Origin of the sequence: Brachybacterium sp. AOP24-D1-21 (assembly GCF_052378665.1) — a bacterium.
In the GTDB taxonomy this organism is placed as follows: Bacteria; Actinomycetota; Actinomycetes; order Actinomycetales; family Dermabacteraceae; genus Brachybacterium.
Genome location: NZ_JBQSXX010000001.1, coordinates 202,948 through 221,053 on the forward strand (window position 1 = coordinate 202,948; position 18,106 = coordinate 221,053).

Genomic DNA, 18,106 nt, shown 5'->3' on the forward strand with positions numbered 1-18,106 from the left:
GCTTAAGCAGGAACACTCCACCTACGGGCGCGGCGAAGGGCTTGTAGATTCGCCGCGCCTTGCCGCAACCAGCGTGTTCCCGCCGATCCCGCCGCGTGGAGCAGCCGTTCATGGCACCTCACCGTCTGGGGTACAGCGGGGGGAACATCGGGGGTACATCGGTCTGCCTGCGAGCGCCGATGCTCCCCGGCTCCGGGGTGATCGCTATGGCGCGTAAGGCAGCGAACCCGACTCTGGTCATGCTGGTGCAGCAGATCAAGCCCGAGTGCTGGCAGCACTCGACTGATCCGGTGTTCGCCGGCCTGTTGGAGCAGGCGCACGCAGCGAACGGTCGCCCGAAGGATGATCCTTCGCGCGTCGATGCGCTACGTGCGGCTGCCGCGTCGTTCTCGCAGTACTTGGTCGTGCTGCTGGAATCTGTCGGTCTCGTGATCGAAGAGGCTCACTGCATCCTGCACGGTGACGATACTCAGCTGGGCTGGGATGATGCGACCGCTTCGATGGTCGAGGTGCCGAAGTACCTGCACCTGCATCTGCTGTTGAAGTTCAAGAGTCGCGAAACCTCGGCAGCGGTCGAGAAGCTGGCCGCGATTCTGGGAGTCGAGGTCCAGTACGTTGAACTCGACAAGTCGCGCGGCGGTGCGCCTGTCGAGGTCTGCGGCAAGAAGATCACCCAGCAGCACGACAACGGCTTGGCCTATCTCACGCACGTGAAGTACCCCGACAAGTTCCAGTACCCGCCGGAGCAGGTCGCCTCGGTACGGGGCATGGAATATCAGCAGGTGTACCGCGAGCGGTATCCGGCGTGGCGGAAGGGCCGCGCTCATGTCAAGGCGAAGCGGGCGAAGCTGGAGTTCGAGCCGTTCCGGGAGATGGTGCTCCAGGGTGAACTCACGCGTGACCAGATCATGCTCACCGATGAGTACTTCGATATCTATTCACGGCATCAGCGGGAGATCGATGATGCGTTGTCGGCCTACGGGCAGCGCCGTGCTTACCGTGCGGCGGCGAAGCTGCGTGCCGGTGCTTTTTCGACCCAGGTCGTCTTCATCCATGGCGAGGCCGGGGTCGGCAAGACCAGGTTCGCGAACGCGTTCATCCAGGAGGCGATCTCGTGCGCCAAGGGACACGGGGAGCGGTGGCAGGTCTACCGTGCCGCGACAACAAACCCGCTCGATGACTGGCGGGGCGAGGAGATCATGCTGCTTGATGATCTGCGGGCCTCGGCTATGGATGCCAACGACTGGCTACTTCTGCTCGATCCGCACAATGCCTCGCCTGCTCGGGCGCGGTACAAGAACAAGGGTGAGGTCGCTCCCAGGCTCATCGTGATCACTGCGACCATCGAGCCGGTCGAGTTCTTCTTTTTTGCCCGTCAGAAGGGCAATGTCGATGAAGCGCTCGATCAGTTCATCCGCCGCTTGCAGTCGGTGGTGCGGGTCTTCCGGGAGGATGACATTCTCCGGTACCTGGTGCAGCCCGTAGTCAAGGGCGATCCGTACAAGCGCGCCATCTCAACGAAGCAGGCAAGTGGCTACACCAGCTTCGAGGTGTTGTCGCTGAGCTACGGCCCGGCAGGCGGTGGCGCTCACGACGCTGGCGCTGCTGTCGACGAGTTGCTGGATGGGCTCGCCGAGCACAGCCGTGACGTGCCGTTGGCGCTCACCACCGGGGGTACGGCATGAGTGCGGTCGCCGCGACCTTGCAGTCGATTCGTCGTCGCCCAGGTGGGGCGACGGCGGATCGCTGCATCGAGGTCCGTCAGGACCGAGGCCCCCGGAGGGCCCCAGGAACTTCGACTCGCGAAGCGACGGTCGAAGTGTATGGGGCTACACCTTCCGGATCGGAGGTTGCCGCAGAGGCTCCACACACGGGCGCAGGGTCCCGGGTGTGGAGGAGCGGGGACCTCCGATCTGGAAGGCCCCTCGGGAGAGCCGCCGGGGGCTCCGGGGAAGCAGCGTCAACAGGCGGTGCTTCCCTGGAACAGGTCGAGAGGAGATCAGCATGAGTTACACGATGACGTATGACGCGAGCCACAAGGTGGGTCGCGCGGGAGGGCATGTGCAGGGTTTCATGCGACACATCGCACGGGAGGCCGATGAGGCTGCCGGGTACTCGTTCAAGCACGCGAACACGAACATCGATACGAGTAGAACACACCTGAATATGTCGTTCGTCAACGATCGCGGTGGCAGCTACCGGTCGGTGCAGTCGGTCGATGGCGACCCTCCGTCCAACGAGTTGGAGGAGTACCTGAACACGCGGCTCGCCACCGTACACAAGTCTCTGCGCAAGGATGCAGTGGTTATGCGCGGGATCGTGCTGCAGCTCGATCCATCGTGGTTCGAAGATCACTGTCCTGAGTGGAGGAACGAGGGTCTGAACGAGGAGGCTGGCCGCCTCACGATCGCTGCGCTCAACTGGGCAAGTGCCGAGTTCGGACAGGCCAATGTCGTAGGTGGCTCGATCCACCTCGATGAGCACTCACCGCAGCTGCAGGTCATGATCACGCCGGTGACCCAGGATGGTCGTTTGTCGCAGAAGGACTTCTTCAAGGGTCCGGGCGATCTCAAGCGTCAGCATCGTGAGCTTCGTGCCCACATGGAGAAGATCGGGTATGAAGTCGAGCATGCCGTGACCGAGCGCTCGACCGAGCATCTGTCGAGTAGTGAGTTTCAGGCTCGCGCGGTGCGCACCAAGCGCACCGCGGAGAAGGCTGCCGCGCATCTGGCCGACACAGAACGCAACAGCAAGAAGGCGTGGGAAGACTGCCAGGCTGCCAAGACCGAACGCGATGCCCTCCAGGCTGAGCGGGCCGATCTCCCGAAGCTGCGCAGCAAGGCGAAGACGGATGGGTACGCCGAAGGTCGTGAATTGGCCGAGCGTGATACTGCACAGGCTCGTCACGCAGCTGAACAGACTCGCATGGATGCTGAAGAGGCGAGGGCCGCTGCGAGGGCACGGGAAGTGCATCTGCACGCGCTGCACGATGAGATTGAGCGCGAACTGCGGGAGGCTGGGCCTCCGCCATCCCACCCGAGCTACGAGGACGTGCGCAAGGATCTTCTCGCTGCGCAGTCGGCAGTAATGACACGCTTCCTCAAGGGGACGAAGTTCAAGGACGGCACGACGCTGTTTGATCGGTTCGAGCAGCACGCAAAGAGCGAGTTCAAGAAGCATCAGCGGCGCACGACTGACGGGCTCGGAACGTACCGGGGCCCGAGCTTCGAGAAGTGGAAGGAGCGCACTGTCGCTGCACAGTCGCGCCTCATCCGAGACCTGGCGACCGAGATCAGCACAGAGGAGCCGGAGCAGGATGCGGGCCACCAGTTTGGTGGGCAGGCATAGCTTTGGAAACGCAGAACCCCGCAGCCATCAAGCTGCTGGGTTCTGCGTCGAGTGAGGAGCGGTCAGCTCGCGATCCAGTTGTCGTTGGCGTCGCGCATGTAGTCCTTGACCTCACCTGCCACCCCGATGGTGCCGTCGGCCATCACCGACAGCTGGACGGTCGCGGTGGTGTCGCTCTTTCCGTCGGCGTCAACCAAGGGTAGCTCCAACTCAATCGCGTTGTCCGGGTCGGTCGCGGAGGCGGCGCAGTCGCCTACCACGGTGAGGGTCGAGAAGTCAGCGGCAATGTACGTGCCCGCCTCGGGTGCGGACTCGTCGAAGTCGGATAGCGCGTTGGGTTCCTTGCTGGAAGTGAGTCCCAGCGCCTTGGCGATGATCCCCGCGTTCGTCGACTCGCCTTCACTGCCGCCGCTGAGGTAGCCATCCACCACTTCTTGGCCGGTCGCACCGTCGGTGTAGAAGGTGCCCTGGATCCCGGCGAACATCTCGATTCGGTCTCCGATTTGCTGGGCCGTGAGACCGCGCTCTTCGCCGTCGGCGATGAGCCCATCGACCTCGGCGACAATCTCTTCGATCGAAGATGCTTCGGAGCGTTCCAGAAGTGCGTCCTCCGCCTGCGACCGCTGACCGGCGTCTGATCCTGCCGACACGAGGCCATCGGGCTGACCGTCCATGTACGTGATCGCCAAGTCAGCCGCGCAGACCTGCGCGCCGCCAAGGTCGTGGCCGGTCACAACGATCTGGTCAATGACGAGATTGTTAGCGTCTGCGCCCATGACCTCTCGGAGGTCGTCGGGTGTGCGGACGGTCACTTCGTTCGACGGCTCGATGCCGTTGGTCTGAAACTCGTAGACGCTGGCAGCGGTGTCACCCCCGGTCTCGTTGTCAGGCGTCTCCGCCGGGTCGGAGCCGCATCCCACAAGGGTGAGGCCGAGGATCGCCGCGGCGATCATTGCCGCTGGTCGGTGCAGTGTTCTCTTCATCGTTCGCTTGCGCGGGTAGGCGCGTTCCTCTCTGTGCACATGTCCTGGTCTAGCCACTAATCCTAGTGGAAGCGATGAGTACCTGGTACTCTTCGCTTCCTTCTTTGAGGCTTGAAGGGTGAAGGAATCCCTCAAACACCGCCTGGGCCGGAACCTCCGCGCCCTGCGCGTGTCGAGAGGGCTTACCCAAGAGAAGCTGGCTGAAGATCTCGATGTGACGCCGCGCTATCTCGCGGGCATCGAACGGGGCGAGCGCAACCTCACGCTCGACTCGATCGACGCTCTTGCCGAGGCCCTTCGTGTGGACAGCGTCGCGTTGCTCACGGTCGGCGTCGACGCCTCGACCACGACTCAGCGCTTATAGCGACGGCGGGCAGCAGCGGGACTGATGCTGAGGGCATCAGCGACAGTTGCCCAGGAGATGCCCTCGTATGTGGCGACCTGGTGAGCGTGCATGGCGATCTCGTACTCCACCGCTTCGCGCAGTGCGGCGAGGTCCCGCAGCTCTGCTTCGGCGCGAGTCATCTCGGGGTTGCCCACCCACCACCGGAATGCGTGGATGTGGTCACGGGCATTGCTCTCTGCGGACATCTTCATTCCTCCTCTTGAGTGCTGACCGGCTTCACGGGGACCTCCGCCACGGAGACCGGGCCGTGGGTAGGGCAGGTGTGGACGCGCCACATTCCTCGGTCGGGTACGACGACATAAGCGCGGTCCGTGAACTCGGGTGGCGAGCATTCGAAGCACAGGCAGAGCGTCAGTTCGTTGTCCGACATCACAGGCTCCGGAAGACGTAGGCGCCGTGGGAGCCGTCGTCCATGACCGCGTAGTCGTATATGAGGTCGCGGGTCCATGCCTCCCAGTCGAAGTAGCGGGCTACCTCCTCGGGCACGTCGGCCAGCAGGCCGCTGTCTTCGACGAGTTGCTCGGCGTACTCGCGAAATGATGACCATTCCCCGCAGTAACGTTCTTCAAAGTCGCTGATGCTCGGCAGCCCGTCCCCGTCTTCGATGTAGTCGCCGGACAGGACCCAGGCATTGAGAGCGGGCCTCTCACGTTCAGGCACGTCTTCGAGGGTGCGGGCCAGCTCGGCGGCGTCACGAGGTGAGCACTCCGCTGTGATGGGTAGGTTCTCATGATCGAGGCACCAGAGTTCTTCGTGGGTACCAGGGTCGATTGCGCGTCCGTGCAGCTGCGATGTCGTGATCTCATCTGCATCAGTTGCGTTGTGCCAGTCACCAACGAGATTCCCTTCGGAGGAATTGTCAAGACCTGTGGATTGGGGCTCAGCTACCGGAGCAACAGCAGGCTCTTCATCTGCTCGTGCTTCCTACAGATCGCGGTCACCAGCGTCGCATCCAGATCGACGGTCGATGGGCCGCTCTCGTCGCACGCTTCCCAGCCAGGCACAAAACCGTCGTCCGCGCAGCTTAACGGGCCGCACCGATCGGCCCCTTCGCTGCATCCACATCGCCTGCCAGCACTGTCAGCGGTCGGGAGCGCGTCGTGTCGGAGCCGACCGGGTTATACGCCTCAATCCCGGCCCGCAGAGAGGAGACCTCCGCGAGACGGTTGGCGCCGAGTGCCACTGTCATGGCCGTGAAGAGCCTGCCCGGGTGATGCCGCGCCAGCGCCCTGCGCCACAGCAGCAGGGCGCTCGCCATCTGCAGATTGTCCTCGGTAGTGCTAACCGCTTCTGTCAGCCCTCGCCCGCGTTGCGGGGCCTCCGCGACGTCGATTCGCCCCCATGGTTGCCAGCCGGCATTATAGCCTTCACGCTAGAGGAGCTCTTTGAAGTTGCTGGAGTGCTCATGAACCAATTACTTCTTCTTTCCGAAACACCCGCGCGGTTGCCTCAGAGTAAATCCAGAGATAGGGGCGACTCCGCATGGTGCGCCGACGATCACGAGAAGGCACGAGGTAGCACTTATTTCCGCCTCGCCTTGGAAGCAATTGCGCTACCACCAATGCAAAGCACTCCAACCACAGTTAACGCGAGACCCAGAATGAAGCCTATACCCGCGCCTATGTTGGCTCCGCCACCGTCGGCCGATGTGACCATATTGAAAAGGCATGATACGAGTGCCAGGACGAGCCCGAAAATAAGAATTACCAAACCAGCGTTGGTCGCAGCCTTCATGCCCACCCCATTCAAGCAGGGTCTCCAGTACCCTCGTAGTGACTTCTACCAAATATGCGTACGGCGCGATAATAGGTGTTGGCTGCCCCCAAACATGCCGTCTCTTGCTGATTCCCGTCCGGGTATGCGGCATCACAGGCGGCCCTAAGGCCATAACGAAGTCGCTGGTCACAAAGCTTACGAGAAAGGTCCGAGGTGCTCGAGTAACAAATATCGTGCGAATCACATGTGGGCCGAAAATTCGCTGCCCCCCAACTGTCCGGCGAATAGCTGCACCCATTAGGGGGTGCGTAGGGGGTTATCTTGTGGTCGCTACCTTGAAGCGCAGATGTAGAATACTCCCATGCATCGATAATTGCATTACCAACGTAGCTATCTTTACTGCTGGCAGAGGAGTCGGCCGTAGCGGGGGTGTCCGTAACAGTTAGATCCGAAAAATCGCTTGAGTTCCAGGTTGCTGTCAGTCCGTCGCGCGTATAACTGTGCTCGGTAGTTTCCGCGTCAGCCCGCGATGGCGCTAGCGCCAACATCAATACGATAATCGTTAACCACGCTAGCACACTCAAAGACAATCTTGTTCGGACCGCTGTATCCGTCACCCCTCCTCACGTTAGGCTTCCTCGGGTGGTTGTGACAACATAGATTGCCGCCCCCGCTGGTAAGTCCGTCCTTTTTGCACGCTTCCACAATATGTGATTGTGTGATACATGTCAACAACGTTGGCCCAGATGGCTACCGGATGGTGAACGGCAAACAGGCTCTTCGCGGTTCGTGGTGAATGACCCTGCTGTGGCGGGTATTCACGCTACGGTTCTCGCGGCGCTGGTCAGCAGGATACGGGTCCGGTAGTTCTCCGGGTTGCGGAATCCGCGGCCGGTGCGTTTGATGTTCTTGATGCCGGTGTTGCCCGCTTCGACCTTCGCGGTGGTTGCGCCGGTGACGATGAGGACCTCGATCGCGTCCCACCAGGCCACGACGGTGTCGTAGAGCTTCGTCGTCTCGGGCATGTTCGCGATCTGGGCGAAGTAGCCCATCCGCATCCGTTCGTCCCAGGCCTGGGCGAGAGTGTCGGTGGCCAGCAGGCGGCGGAGCTGCTCCTTGATGCCCCAGGCGGCCGAGAGCTCGTCAGTGGGGTCATCGGTGCGGAACACCGTCTCCAACCGCTCCCACGCCCTCGGGGTCAGGGTGTCGCCGCCGCGCAGCAGCAGCATCCGGTGGGCCCAGGCCGGGTCGTCCTTGCGACCCCGCCGCCCGCGATGGGTGCGGGCCAGGCGCTGCCGGACGGTGGTGACCATGTCGTTTCCGAGCTTGACCAGGTGGAACTTGTCGACCGAGACCGCGGCCCGAGGCAGGTAGGTCCGCAGCGCCTTGCGGAACGCGGCCGACGGATCGATCGCGACGATCTCGATCCGCTCCCGCCACAGCTCGGAACGCTGGGCCAGCCAGTCCCCGACGGCCCTGGAGTCCCTGCCGTCGACGATGCCGAGGACCTGCCCGGTGGCCAGGTCGACCAGTGTCGTCATCCACGGCTCGAACCGTCTCCAAGCGCCCTCGTCGGTGCGGAACCAGCGCACTGACCGGTAGCGGTGCTCATCGACCCCCAGACGCCTTACCCGCACGTCGTCGACGTCAGGCAGGACCACAGCGGCGGCGCTGAGGGCGGACTGGACCAGCCACCACGAGACGCCGTGGGCCCGGGCCACCTCGGAGGCTGCTCGGCCCGAGGTGATCACGGCCGAGACGACCTCTTCCCGCAGTCGGGTCGTCGAGCGTGCGTAACGAGGGATCTGCTCGGTGGCCTCAGCGAACGTGCCCCGGGCACAGGCCGGCTCCAGGCAGAACCAGCGCCGCTTGGCCCACACCACCACCGCCGCGCCGGCGACGGGAACGTCCCTGACTTGCTGTGACCGTCGGGAGTGGACCTTCGTTGCGAGCACCCCGCAGGACGGACAGCCCGGCGGGACGGTCGAGGCGATCACCACCCGCCGGCCACCATCGGGCAGGTCGACGGCATCGATGACGCGGTAATTGGGCAAGTTGAAGATCGTGCTCGCAGCATCCCGCTGCGAACCAGTATTCTCGTGCACAGGCTCGTGGTCCTCTGGAATGTGGATGTCTTGACAACACCCATCACAGCAGGGCCACGAGCCGTTCTGCGCCTACGACGCGACGCTCCCCATCACCACGAACCGGGAAGAGCCTGTTTACATCGCGTACTCCGCCGTCGTTGCACCGGTGTCATCGGCCAGGCACTCCCGCACGTTCGCCGGCTTCACGACCGCGAGCTCAGCGACCGCCGCCTCATCTCGTCCGTCCCCGTCCGGATCCTGGTCCGGCGCCAGCAGGTCCGTTCCCGTCACCATCGTCATGGTCATCCCCTTCCGCTGCGGCGGGGCCTCCCCCGCCTCCGCCCCGCGGGGACCTCCCGCCGGGCACGGCAACCGAGTGGTTTGCCGTGCCACGAGAGTGGACCCGATCAGCGGGCTGCGATTGGGACGTGGAAGGGCTGTGGACACCACGGACGGATTCCACCTCCACGCGTGCGCACCTCTCCCATGCACACGAACGGCCTGTGACGCATCAGTGCGCCACAGGCCGCGTCGAGCTCGGCTGTCAGGTCAAGATGAGTCTGGTTCTCAAGCCGGGCTGAGTCGCTCGCGGATCGCGTCGAGGTCACCGCGGAGGAACAGGTCTGCAAGCACGCGGACCGTCTCGCGATCAGGCGCCTGCGACGACTCGAACTCGCCACCCTCCTCGACGTTCTCGAAGGTGATGGCATCCGGGTTGACGTTGAGGTTCCACTCATCGGAATCCGTCATGAAGACATCGCGCCAGTCCTCATCGCGGCCCACCTGCGCGACCGAGTCGTAGAGCTCCATGAATCCCTCGAGCGATGCCTCGGCCGGGGTTTCCTGCCCGTACCGGTCGTACATCGTGATCGTTCGTGCCATCGTGTGCGTCTCCTCTACAAGTCCGGACAGGTCCGCAGTGGAACCGACCGCCCCACCGGCACCACAGTATCGATCCAGGCGCTCCGCGTGTTCCGCACTCAGAATCTCCAGAAGTCGACGACCCCGGATATCACGTCCCTCATGTGAAGGGCTCTGAGTCCGAGTCCCCGACGTCTAGCGCCCCCGACGCCAGAATCCCCCGCCCTCAGACTCCCCCGAACGCGGGCCCCAGACCGCTCACCAGTGTCAGGAGCACCGGGACGACGCCCAGCAGGACGAACGCCGGCAGCACGCACACGCCCAGCGGCAGCACGAGCATGACGCCCAGCCGCGCAGCTGCGATCTGTCGTCTGCGGTGCTCGCCGCGCCGCAGCTCGTCCGCGTGCGACTGCAGCAGCGGTGCCAGCGCGACTCCCGTCCGCGCGGAGAACCGAATGACCGCCACCACCGAGGCCAGAGCTCGTGCCGCAGGACTCTCACCTGCGACGCCATCACCGGCCGCACCTCCCGTGGTCTCCTCCCACCGGAGGTCGTCGAGTCCCCACCGTGCCGCTCGGGCGATCTGGCCCAACCCGGACCTGTCGCCTGCGGCTCGCGGGACAGCGCTCGGACACCTTGGCGTATCGCATCCTCGATCCGTTCGAGGTGGCTGAGATGGAGCTGTACCCGGTCGAGCACCTCCGTAAGGAGCCCGTCAAGGAGAAGCGTGCACAGGTAGACGCGATCGAGTACTCGGCATACGTTCACGCGATCAGGGACTCGAAGTACAAGGCGATCCTCAACGAGAAGATTCCGCCGGTGTCGCCGCTCGTCGAATTGCCAGCGTCTCATCGCTTTACGGGCTCTTCGCGGTTCGTGGTGAATGATCCTGCTGGGGCGGGTATTCACGCTACGGTTTTCGCGGCGCTGGTCAGCAGGATACGCATCCGGTAGTTCTCGGCGTTGCGGAAGCCGCGGCCAGTGCGTTTGATGTTCTTGATGCCGGTATTCGCGGCCTCGACTCGAGCGGTGGTCGCGCCGGTGACGATGAGGACCTCGATCGCGTCCCACCAGGTCACGACGGTGTCGTAGAGCTTGGTCGCCTCGGGCATATTCGCGATCTGCACGAAGTAGCCCATCCGCATCCGTTCCTCCCAGGCCTGAGCCAGGGTGTCGGTCGCCAATAGGCGGCGGAGCTGCTCCTTGATGCCCCAGGCGGCGGAGAGCTCGTCGGTGGGGTCATCGGTGCGGAACACCGTCTCCAACCGCTCCCAGGCCCGTGGAGTGAGGGTGTCAGCGCCGCGTAGCAAAAGCATCCGGTGGGCCCAGGCCGGGTCGTCCTTGCGGCCGCGACGACCGCGATGGGTGCGGGCTAGGCGTTGACGGACGGTGGTGACCATGTCGTTTCCGAGCTTGACGAGGTGGAACTTGTCGACCGAGACCGCAGCGCGGGGCAGGTAGGTCCGCAGTGCTTTGCGGAACGCGGCCGAGGGATCGATGGCGACGATCTCGATCCGCTCCCGCCAGAGCTCGGAGCGCTGGGCGAGCCAGTCGCCGACGGCGGTGGAGTCCCGGCCGTCGACGATACCGAGGACCTGCCCGGTGGAGAGGTCGACCAGGGTCGTCATCCAGGGCTCGAACCGTCTCCAGGCACCGTCGTCGGTGCGGAACCAGCGCACCGACCGGTAGCGGTGCTCATCGATGCCCAGGCACGTCACTGACACGTCCTCGGCGGTGGGCAGGACCACGGCGGCAGCCGCCAGCGCGGCCTGGACCAGCCACCACGAGACGCCATGGGTCCGGGCGACTTCCGAGGCTGCCCGGCCAGAGGTGATCACCGCGGAGACGATCTGGTTTCGCAGCCGGGTCGTTGAGCGCGCGCGGTGCGGGACCTGGTCGGTGGCTTCCCAGAACGTGCGCCGGGCGCAGGCCGGCTCGAGGCAGAACCAGCGTCGCTTGGCCCACACCACCGCCATCGCCCCGGCCACGGGGACGTCCCGGACGTGCTGGGACCGGCGGGAGTGGACCTTGGTCGCGAGCACTCCGCACGACGGACATCCGGGCGGGACGGTCGAGGCGATCACCACTCGACGGCCTCCGTCGGGCAGGTCGATCGCGTCGATGACGTGGTAGTCGGGCAGGTTGAAGATCGTGCTCGCAGCATCTCGCTGCGAACCAGTATTCTCGTGCACAGGCTCGTGGTCCTCTGGAATGTGGATGTCTAGACAACACCCATCACAGCAGGACCACGGGCCGTTCTACGCCAGCGACGCGACGCTCTCCTTCACCACCAACCGCGAAGAGCCGGCAAACATGGCGATCTCCGGACAGTTCGGGAGACGGGGTGCAGCGGGTGAGGGTCGCCGAGGTCTAGAACTCGCGAAGGGCCTGCTCTCCGTTCTGCGGGCGGAGAAATTGCCAAGACCTGCGCATCGGTGTTCCGCTACTCGACCGAGGAGTTGCTGGCCGGCGCTGTCAGCGCCGGTCACTCGGACCGGAATTGTTCCCCAGTCATCGCGTTCGTCTGCTCGTACTTCTTGCGGATGTCGGCTTGGGTGTCTCCTTCGACCCACGGGCGCTCTAGCACGACAAGGGCGGCCCAGTAGACCACGGTGGTGACAGCCCTCGTGATCAGAGCCCCGGAGGACGCCGGCCCGAAGAGCAGTCCGATGAGGAAGCTGATCGGCAACGGAAGTACGGCGACAATCGCCGTCATCGGGACGCTTCCGGGGTCCGGGTGCCGGTGACGGAGAACGAAGATTCGCTCCACGCCGGTCGTGGCAAGCTCGACGGCGACCATCACGACCACAGCCGTGATGATCGCCGTTCCAGCAGGAAAGCTTGCAGTCCACCCAGTCAGACCCAGCCCCCATAGCAGCAGTGCAATTGCGACAACCTTGACCGCCCCAGTCGCAAGATGCCCCGTGAGGGCGAAGGAGAACGCCGGGGGAATGAAGTCGCTGACATCGCTGTTATCTGCCATCAAAGTGGATTCCTTCGGGTCAACGAACGGGTCAGAGAGAGCAGGCGGAGACGACGCCGCCCACTCCGAGAATGTCTTGGAGCACTGTGACCGCTTCTTCGCCGATCTCTGCGGCGGCGGCCCCGACGAACGTTGCGGTGAAGAACTTTCGCCGATCCATGATTCCTCCGGTTGACGGTTTCTTGCGCGATGCGTGCGAGCCCCATTCCGCGAGCTCGCGCGCACCTACTTGGATAACGAACAACGTGATCTATGCCAAAGCGTGGCGGTTGAGACACTGGCTACCGGACGGTAGGTAAGACAACGGGTGACTTCGCACCTCGAGCCTGCATGTCCAGCCCTATAGCTCGGTGCATCAAGCCGCCTGTTGGCGGTCTCCTGGCCGATGATCGGTCTGGTCGTCGGGGCGTTCGACGAGGCGGCCTTTCTCGAAGGTAGCGCCGGCTCGGACGAGGGCGACCAGGTGGGGAGCGTTCACGGCCCGCCAGCGGGTCTGAGCGGACTCGATCAGCTTGAATGCCATCGCGACGCCGGCGGCGCGGGAGCCGGGACCCTTGGTCACGCGCTGGCGCAACCGCACGGTGGCGAACGTGGACTCGATCGGGTTGGTGGTGCGCAGGTGCATCCAGTGCTCGGCGGGGTAGTCGTAGAACTCCAGCAGCACGGCGAGGTCGTCGGTGATCTTCGCGACGGCCTTGGGCCACTTGGCCCCGTACTCGTCGGCGAAGTTCTTCGCGGCCGTCTCGGCATGGGCACGGTCCTCGGCCTGCCAGATCTCGGCCAGGGCCTTCTTCGCCCCGGGCTGGGCGGACTTCGGCAGCGCGGACAGGACGTTTCCGATCTTGTGGAACCAGCACCGCTGCTCGCGAGTGGTGGGGAAGACGTCGCGGACCGCAGACCAGAACCCCAGCGCGCCGTCGCCGATCGCGAGCACCGGGGCGGCCATCCCGCGGCGCTTGCAGTCACGCAGCAGATCGGCCCACGACTCCGCAGACTCGCGGAACCCGTCGGCCAGGGCGATCAGCTCCTTGCGGCCATCGGCACGCACCCCGATCATCACCAGCAGGCAGACCCTGTCCTGAGACAGCCGCACGGTGAGGTGGATCCCATCGACCCAGACATAGACGTAGTCCGTGCCGGCCAAGGACCGGGTGTTGAACGCCGTCGCCTCGTCCTGCCACTGGCCGGTCAGCCGGGTGATCGTCGCGGGCGACAGGCCTGCGCTGGTGCCCAGGAACTGCTCCAGCGCAGGAGCGAAATCGTTGCTGGACAGCCCGTGCAGGTACAACAGCGGCAGCACCTCCGCCACCTGCGGCGACTTGCGGGCCCAGGCGGGCAGAATCGCCGAGGCGAACCGACGTCGCTCCCCGGCCTCGTCGGTGCGCTTGTCGTTGACCCGCGGAGCACGGACCGGCACCGCGCCCGCCGCGGTGGTCACCTCGCGCGGTTCGTGGTGACCGTTGCGGACCACCAGCCGGTGGCCGTCGGCGTCGACCTCATCGGCCGCGGCATCGACGTAGGCGGCGACCTCGGCCTGCAGCGCCGCCGCGAGCATCTGCCGCGCCCCGTCACGGGCAAGCGCGTCGAGCACCGACTCGCCGGACGGATTCGCCCCGTTCTGATTGGCCTCGTCGGAGTCGGGGACTATCTTGAGCATCGGGCGTACCTTCCCGAACCAGCGCGCCAACGCCGGTCCTTGATCAGAGAGTTCGTTCCTTGCGGATCATCCTCGGGAAGGTGCGCCCCTTGCACGCCCCCTCGCCGGGAGTCATCCACAGGTTCTGATCATTCCTCTTCCCTTCGTTGTAGCACTGGAGGCAGCCGATCCAAACGCGGGGTGTAGTGTCGAAGCTCCTTGTCATAGCGGTCTCCTCTGTGTCGAGGAGAGCGGTGGCGCGACTGGCAGTCAGGCTCTAGTGAAATGACGCGCTTATGCCGCGTCAGCCGCTCTCGGGAGACCTCCCGGGTCCGCTTCGCGGACCGCGGCCTACTTCGACACGATCTCGACCGATGCTGGATCGAACCCTTTGCGCCCTCTGGGCTGTGGAAACACCGTGACAGTAACCAGCGCGTCGATCACTTGACGTCGGATCTCAAGCGATGCGCCTCTGAACGCGCCTGGCGGGTCATCGGTGTCGAGGATTGGTCGCAGCACACCAGCGCGTCCCCGCAGTGCCTTTTGGGCCTCCAGCTCCTGTATGCGCTCCTCGGCGGCGTCGCGCACGCGCTTGAGGTCGCGCCCCTCGATGATCTCCTCGTCGTAGTCGTGCTGCGCACGACTGATCCTGGCTCGTTGGTCGCTGATCGCAGCGTCGAGGGCCTCGGTCTGTGAGCTGTCCTTGGGCTTGAGGATCTTCTCCGCCGCGTCATCCATGGCGAGACGGGCGCTGATTGCCTTCGTGACGTACTCGTCTATGGCGGGACCAGAGCGGACCAAGTGACCTGGGCACGTGTACCCGCGTGGTGCGCCTGTGACTTTCTTGCCGCAGACCTCTCCAGTCACAGAGACGACGACACCACAGCGGTACAGTCCACTCCCGAGGCGCTTGCGTTTGGTTGCACCACTGGTGTTGGTCACGCGCTTCTTGTCGTCGAGAATCTCCTGGACCTTCCACCAGGTTTCGTCATCGACGATCCGCTCCCACTGGCCCCGGATCGGCTCTCCGGCGTCGTCGCGGAGGATTTGTGCCTTCCACATCCGGCGACGCTTCCCGTCCGCCTGGGCGAACTTCGGCGTGTAAGTGCTCAGCGCCGCATAACGCGGGTTGCGCAGGATGCCGAGCACGGTCGAAGGCGACCACGGACCGTCTTCGACGATCGGTCGGGGGTCGAGGCCCTGCTCCTCGCGGGCGGCGGCGCGCTCGACGCTGACTGTGTGCGTGTGCTTGGGAAGGGCAGAGAGCCCTTTGATCTTCTCGGTACCACTGAGCGCCCGGGCGAGCGAGCGTAGCGACTCAGGGTTTTCGATCCTCGAGAACAGGGCATAGATCGCTTTCACGACCACGGCTTCATCAGGCATCACACTGCCGTCGACGGCATAACCAAGCGGACGCATGCCCTTCGGGGCACGCCCCTGCATAGCGCGCTGTCTCTGCGCCGCAGACTGACGGGCGCTCTTGCGCTCCATCTCGGCGCGCGCCACGGCGGCCTTGATGCGTGCGTACATGCGACCGCCGTCGGTGGAGAGGTCCGCGTCGCCGTTGGCCGTTACGAGGGCGAGGCCGCGAAGCTCGGCGGCGTCGATCCAGTCCTCCAGCTGCCGCGGCTGCCGGGTGAGCCTGTCGAGGTCGTAGCAGATGATGGCGTCGAACCGTCCGACCAGGTAGTCGGCGACCATGCGGTCGTAGTCCGGACGGATCGCGGACCGGTCGGTAGCGCTCTTCGACTGGTCCACATAGGTCTCGACGATCTCCCAGCGCCGGAACCGAGCGAGGTTCTCACAATCCTCGCGCTGGCGTTCGATGGCGAGCCCATCCATCTCGCGGTCCTGAGAGATACGGAGGTAGATGGCTGCCTTGCGGGGTGCGCTGCTCATACGTGCACCATAACAGCATCACGTAAGCAGTGTTCGGGACACAGGAATATGCGCTCCCCTCCTACAATCTCGGAAGGATCACGCCGTTGGGCTGCAGGCGTGGCAATACTACTTTCGGCGGCGTCACCATAAGAAGTCAGCGGTCCATGAACGGCCAGACCGGCCAGAATTGGCTCGCGGGTGGCACACGGCCGGCGCAGGCATGCTCGGGGCCCGTTGACTAGCCGAACTCGTGCCTGCTGAGTGGGGCTTATGAAGCCTCTACGCTCGCCAACATTGAACTCTCAAGCCGGTCTATTGCGTTGGCCTCCAACCGGTTAGCCTCGGCGAAGTCCTTCCAGCACTGGTACGCAGCGTCTCCACGGACTTCATCGATCGGCGGGAGGATCACGTCGTCCAGGTCGCCCGGGTAAACGGCGTCGACCACTGAGCCGCACGATTGCGCCTTCACCTGAGCCTGTACCTGCCAGCTGGCGAAACACAGGTAGAGCCAGCCCGGGTTCACCCCGGCACGTGGGCGAACGCGCATTACGTGGTTGTTGGCTAGCCGAGGTGCCCCAAACGCACTTACCCGTGATCGTGCGCGTGTGCGCGGTCTTATTCTACCCCTGAGGGTCAGCTCTATGCCTGCTTCTTCTCCTGAACCCGGTAGACGACGTAGCCGATTGTCCAGCCAACGATGCCGAACAGTAAAAACACACTGATGGCCACTGGCAGAGTGAACCATTCGCTGAAGAGAAGTAGCGGAAATACGGTTGCGAGCATCGCAAGAAAATGTACGAGTGAGCGTTTCGTGAGAGACCACGAGTTGATATCGTAAATCGGTATCGCAGCAATGGTGACCGCCGCAATAAGCCCCGCAACCAACGTGCTCTTCGATTGGGCGGCATCCTCGATGAAGAATGAGATTGCCACCATGACTGTGCCCGTTATTACGCCTGAAATAGCGAACGGCCGCGTTTGTCTCATACCTGTGATTCTAGCCGCGGCCTGCCCGTGAATGAAGCCGCCCACCGGCTGCACAGAAGGGAGCGTCGTCGGAGCTAATCCAGGCATGCTACTTCTTACCTCCAGATGTAAGTCCTGTCCTAAACTCGACCACGTCGCCGTCCTTCATGACGTAGTCCTTGCCCTCGATGCGCACCCAGCCCTTGGCCTTGGCCTCCGCCATTGAGCCGGCCTCCATGAGCTGGTCGAAGGAGACGATCTCGGCCTTGATGAAGCCTCGCTCGAAGTCGGTGTGGATGACGCCGGCGGCCTGGGGGGCGGTGGCTCCCTTGGGGATGGTCCAGGCGCGGGACTCCTTGGGGCCGGCGGTCAGGTAGGACTGCAGGCCGAGGGTGTCGTAGCCGACACGGGCGAGCTGGGCGAGGCCCGACTCCTCCTGGCCGGTGGACTCGAGCATCTCGGCGGCCTCGTCCTCGTCGAGCTCGATGAGCTCGGACTCGAACTTCGCGTCGAGGAAGATCGCCTCGGCGGGGGCGACGAGGTTACGCAGCGCCTGCTGGGAGGCGGCATCGGCGAGCCCCTCCTCGTCGGTGTTGAAGACGTAGATGAAGGGCTTGGCCGTCATCAGCTGCAGGTCCCGGATCGCGGCGACGTCGATGCCGGCCGCCTCAGCGCCCTGGTAGAGGGTCTTGCCGGTCTCCAGCAATGCCTTCGCCTTGATGACGTTCTCGAGCACGGCGGAGTCGACCAGGCCGCGCTTGGTGTCCTTCTCCAGGCGCTGCATCGAGTTCTCGATGGTCTGGAGGTCGGCGAGGATCAGCTCGGTGGTGATGACCTCCATGTCGTTGGAGGGGTCGGTGGAGCCTTCCACGCGGGTCACGTCGGGATCGGCGAAAGCGCGGGTGACCTGGCAGATCGCGTCGGCCTCGCGAATGTTGGCGAGGAACTTGTTGCCCAGGCCCTCGCCCTCGCTGGCGCCCTTGACGATGCCGGCGATGTCCACGAAGGACACCGTCGCCGGCAGCAGCTTCTGACTGCCGAACACGGTGGCGAGCTCCGCCAGCCGCGGATCGGGCAGCGGCACCATGCCCACGTTGGGGTCGATGGTCGCGAACGGGTAGTTCGCGGCGAGGACCTCAGCGCGGGTCAGGGCGTTGAAGAGGGTCGACTTGCCAACGTTGGGCAGTCCCACGATTCCGATTGTTAGAGCCACGGGAGCTGATTCTACGGGACCGTGCC

General features: G+C 64.3%; 19 protein-coding genes and 1 pseudogene. 4 read left to right on the plus strand and 16 right to left on the minus strand.

The window, feature by feature from the left end:
- Window positions 1-206 precede the first annotated feature (206 nt).
- Complete coding sequence (locus ACT3UF_RS00975; RefSeq protein WP_101555292.1) at window positions 207-1,685, plus strand: Rep family protein; 1,479 nt, start codon at window positions 207-209, stop codon at window positions 1,683-1,685.
- Between the two features lie 319 nt (window positions 1,686-2,004).
- The gene (locus ACT3UF_RS00980) at window positions 2,005-3,348 is read left to right on the plus strand and encodes a plasmid recombination protein (protein ID WP_029152154.1); all 1,344 of its coding nucleotides are present in this window, start codon (window positions 2,005-2,007) and stop codon (window positions 3,346-3,348) included.
- A 62-nt stretch (window positions 3,349-3,410) separates the two neighbouring features.
- Here the strand turns inward: ACT3UF_RS00980 and ACT3UF_RS00985 are convergent, their stop codons facing one another.
- Complete coding sequence (locus tag ACT3UF_RS00985) at window positions 3,411-4,331, minus strand: hypothetical protein (protein WP_441459771.1); 921 nt, start codon at window positions 4,329-4,331, stop codon at window positions 3,411-3,413.
- A 118-nt stretch (window positions 4,332-4,449) separates the two neighbouring features.
- Here ACT3UF_RS00985 and ACT3UF_RS00990 point away from each other — a divergent pair, with 118 nt between their 5' ends.
- Window positions 4,450-4,695 carry a helix-turn-helix domain-containing protein gene (locus ACT3UF_RS00990; RefSeq protein ID WP_051216143.1) on the plus strand — a complete coding sequence of 82 codons (246 nt, stop codon included), beginning with the start codon at window positions 4,450-4,452 and terminating at the stop codon, window positions 4,693-4,695.
- Here ACT3UF_RS00990 and ACT3UF_RS00995 read toward each other — a convergent pair.
- The 8 genes and pseudogenes from ACT3UF_RS00995 to ACT3UF_RS01030 form a co-directional block, all read right to left on the minus strand.
- A complete protein-coding gene (locus ACT3UF_RS00995) occupies window positions 4,683-4,928 on the minus strand; it encodes a hypothetical protein (protein ID WP_101555291.1) in 246 nt (81 codons plus the stop codon). The genes ACT3UF_RS00990 and ACT3UF_RS00995 overlap by 13 nt on opposite strands.
- A gap of 178 nt (window positions 4,929-5,106) precedes the next feature.
- A pseudogene (locus tag ACT3UF_RS01000) lies at window positions 5,107-5,577 on the minus strand (antirestriction protein ArdA); the annotation flags it as partial.
- A 184-nt stretch (window positions 5,578-5,761) separates the two neighbouring features.
- On the minus strand, window positions 5,762-5,995 hold the full coding sequence (locus tag ACT3UF_RS01005; RefSeq protein ID WP_114359129.1) for a hypothetical protein: 234 nt from the start codon (window positions 5,993-5,995) through the stop codon (window positions 5,762-5,764).
- 487 nt (window positions 5,996-6,482) lie between these two features.
- Complete coding sequence (locus ACT3UF_RS01010) at window positions 6,483-7,001, minus strand: phospholipase A2 (RefSeq protein ID WP_443352271.1); 519 nt, start codon at window positions 6,999-7,001, stop codon at window positions 6,483-6,485.
- Between the two features lie 270 nt (window positions 7,002-7,271).
- Window positions 7,272-8,558: an ISL3 family transposase gene (locus ACT3UF_RS01015; RefSeq protein ID WP_444607966.1), complete on the minus strand. Its 1,287-nt coding sequence runs from the start codon at window positions 8,556-8,558 to the stop codon at window positions 7,272-7,274.
- A 117-nt stretch (window positions 8,559-8,675) separates the two neighbouring features.
- On the minus strand, window positions 8,676-8,840 hold the full coding sequence (locus ACT3UF_RS01020) for a hypothetical protein (protein ID WP_444502889.1): 165 nt from the start codon (window positions 8,838-8,840) through the stop codon (window positions 8,676-8,678).
- Between the two features lie 267 nt (window positions 8,841-9,107).
- The gene (locus tag ACT3UF_RS01025) at window positions 9,108-9,422 is read right to left on the minus strand and encodes a hypothetical protein (protein WP_147522362.1); all 315 of its coding nucleotides are present in this window, start codon (window positions 9,420-9,422) and stop codon (window positions 9,108-9,110) included.
- A 205-nt stretch (window positions 9,423-9,627) separates the two neighbouring features.
- On the minus strand, window positions 9,628-9,993 hold the full coding sequence (locus tag ACT3UF_RS01030) for a type II secretion system F family protein (protein ID WP_444502888.1): 366 nt from the start codon (window positions 9,991-9,993) through the stop codon (window positions 9,628-9,630).
- Window positions 9,994-10,076: 83 nt separating this feature from the next.
- Here ACT3UF_RS01030 and ACT3UF_RS01035 point away from each other — a divergent pair, with 83 nt between their 5' ends.
- On the plus strand, window positions 10,077-10,355 hold the full coding sequence (locus ACT3UF_RS01035) for a hypothetical protein (RefSeq protein ID WP_444607967.1): 279 nt from the start codon (window positions 10,077-10,079) through the stop codon (window positions 10,353-10,355).
- Here the strand turns inward: ACT3UF_RS01035 and ACT3UF_RS01040 are convergent.
- The 7 genes from ACT3UF_RS01040 to ychF form a co-directional block, all read right to left on the minus strand.
- Window positions 10,307-11,593, minus strand: coding sequence for an ISL3 family transposase (locus ACT3UF_RS01040; protein ID WP_444607968.1), 1,287 nt, complete (start codon window positions 11,591-11,593; stop codon window positions 10,307-10,309). The genes ACT3UF_RS01035 and ACT3UF_RS01040 overlap by 49 nt on opposite strands.
- 293 nt (window positions 11,594-11,886) lie before the next feature.
- A complete protein-coding gene (locus ACT3UF_RS01045) occupies window positions 11,887-12,384 on the minus strand; it encodes a hypothetical protein (RefSeq protein ID WP_429179881.1) in 498 nt (165 codons plus the stop codon).
- Window positions 12,385-12,415: 31 nt separating this feature from the next.
- Window positions 12,416-12,544 carry a hypothetical protein gene (locus ACT3UF_RS01050; protein ID WP_443335418.1) on the minus strand — a complete coding sequence of 43 codons (129 nt, stop codon included), beginning with the start codon at window positions 12,542-12,544 and terminating at the stop codon, window positions 12,416-12,418.
- Between the two features lie 195 nt (window positions 12,545-12,739).
- Window positions 12,740-14,041 carry an IS256 family transposase gene (locus tag ACT3UF_RS01055; RefSeq protein ID WP_444607969.1) on the minus strand — a complete coding sequence of 434 codons (1,302 nt, stop codon included), beginning with the start codon at window positions 14,039-14,041 and terminating at the stop codon, window positions 12,740-12,742.
- Window positions 14,042-14,371: 330 nt separating this feature from the next.
- Window positions 14,372-15,919 carry a recombinase family protein gene (locus ACT3UF_RS01060; RefSeq protein WP_101555290.1) on the minus strand — a complete coding sequence of 516 codons (1,548 nt, stop codon included), beginning with the start codon at window positions 15,917-15,919 and terminating at the stop codon, window positions 14,372-14,374.
- 621 nt (window positions 15,920-16,540) lie between these two features.
- Complete coding sequence (locus ACT3UF_RS01065) at window positions 16,541-16,888, minus strand: DUF3021 family protein (protein ID WP_170286904.1); 348 nt, start codon at window positions 16,886-16,888, stop codon at window positions 16,541-16,543.
- An 88-nt stretch (window positions 16,889-16,976) separates the two neighbouring features.
- Window positions 16,977-18,080 carry a redox-regulated ATPase YchF gene (ychF, locus tag ACT3UF_RS01070; protein ID WP_444598981.1) on the minus strand — a complete coding sequence of 368 codons (1,104 nt, stop codon included), beginning with the start codon at window positions 18,078-18,080 and terminating at the stop codon, window positions 16,977-16,979.
- Between the last annotated feature and the right edge of the window lie 26 nt (window positions 18,081-18,106).

What these genes read in the sequence shown, in the direction of transcription:
- ACT3UF_RS00995 (WP_101555291.1), bottom strand. Translation starts at nt 4,928, where the DNA reads ATGAAGATGTCCGCAGAGAGCAATGCCCGTGACCACATCCACGCATTC.
- ACT3UF_RS01025 (WP_147522362.1), bottom strand. Translation starts at nt 9,422, where the DNA reads ATGGCACGAACGATCACGATGTACGACCGGTACGGGCAGGAAACCCCG.
- ACT3UF_RS01065 (WP_170286904.1), bottom strand. Translation starts at nt 16,888, where the DNA reads ATGAGACAAACGCGGCCGTTCGCTATTTCAGGCGTAATAACGGGCACA.
- ACT3UF_RS01045 (WP_429179881.1), bottom strand. Translation starts at nt 12,384, where the DNA reads ATGGCAGATAACAGCGATGTCAGCGACTTCATTCCCCCGGCGTTCTCC.
- ACT3UF_RS01035 (WP_444607967.1), top strand. Translation starts at nt 10,077, where the DNA reads ATGGAGCTGTACCCGGTCGAGCACCTCCGTAAGGAGCCCGTCAAGGAG.
- ACT3UF_RS01005 (WP_114359129.1), bottom strand. Translation starts at nt 5,995, where the DNA reads ATGGCGAGCGCCCTGCTGCTGTGGCGCAGGGCGCTGGCGCGGCATCAC.
- ACT3UF_RS00980 (WP_029152154.1), top strand. Translation starts at nt 2,005, where the DNA reads ATGAGTTACACGATGACGTATGACGCGAGCCACAAGGTGGGTCGCGCG.
- ACT3UF_RS01020 (WP_444502889.1), bottom strand. Translation starts at nt 8,840, where the DNA reads ATGACGATGGTGACGGGAACGGACCTGCTGGCGCCGGACCAGGATCCG.
- ACT3UF_RS00975 (WP_101555292.1), top strand. Translation starts at nt 207, where the DNA reads ATGGCGCGTAAGGCAGCGAACCCGACTCTGGTCATGCTGGTGCAGCAG.
- ACT3UF_RS00985 (WP_441459771.1), bottom strand. Translation starts at nt 4,331, where the DNA reads ATGAAGAGAACACTGCACCGACCAGCGGCAATGATCGCCGCGGCGATC.
- ACT3UF_RS01060 (WP_101555290.1), bottom strand. Translation starts at nt 15,919, where the DNA reads ATGAGCAGCGCACCCCGCAAGGCAGCCATCTACCTCCGTATCTCTCAG.
- ACT3UF_RS01010 (WP_443352271.1), bottom strand. Translation starts at nt 7,001, where the DNA reads ATGTTGGCGCTAGCGCCATCGCGGGCTGACGCGGAAACTACCGAGCAC.
- ACT3UF_RS01050 (WP_443335418.1), bottom strand. Translation starts at nt 12,544, where the DNA reads ATGGATCGGCGAAAGTTCTTCACCGCAACGTTCGTCGGGGCCGCCGCC.
- ACT3UF_RS01055 (WP_444607969.1), bottom strand. Translation starts at nt 14,041, where the DNA reads ATGCTCAAGATAGTCCCCGACTCCGACGAGGCCAATCAGAACGGGGCG.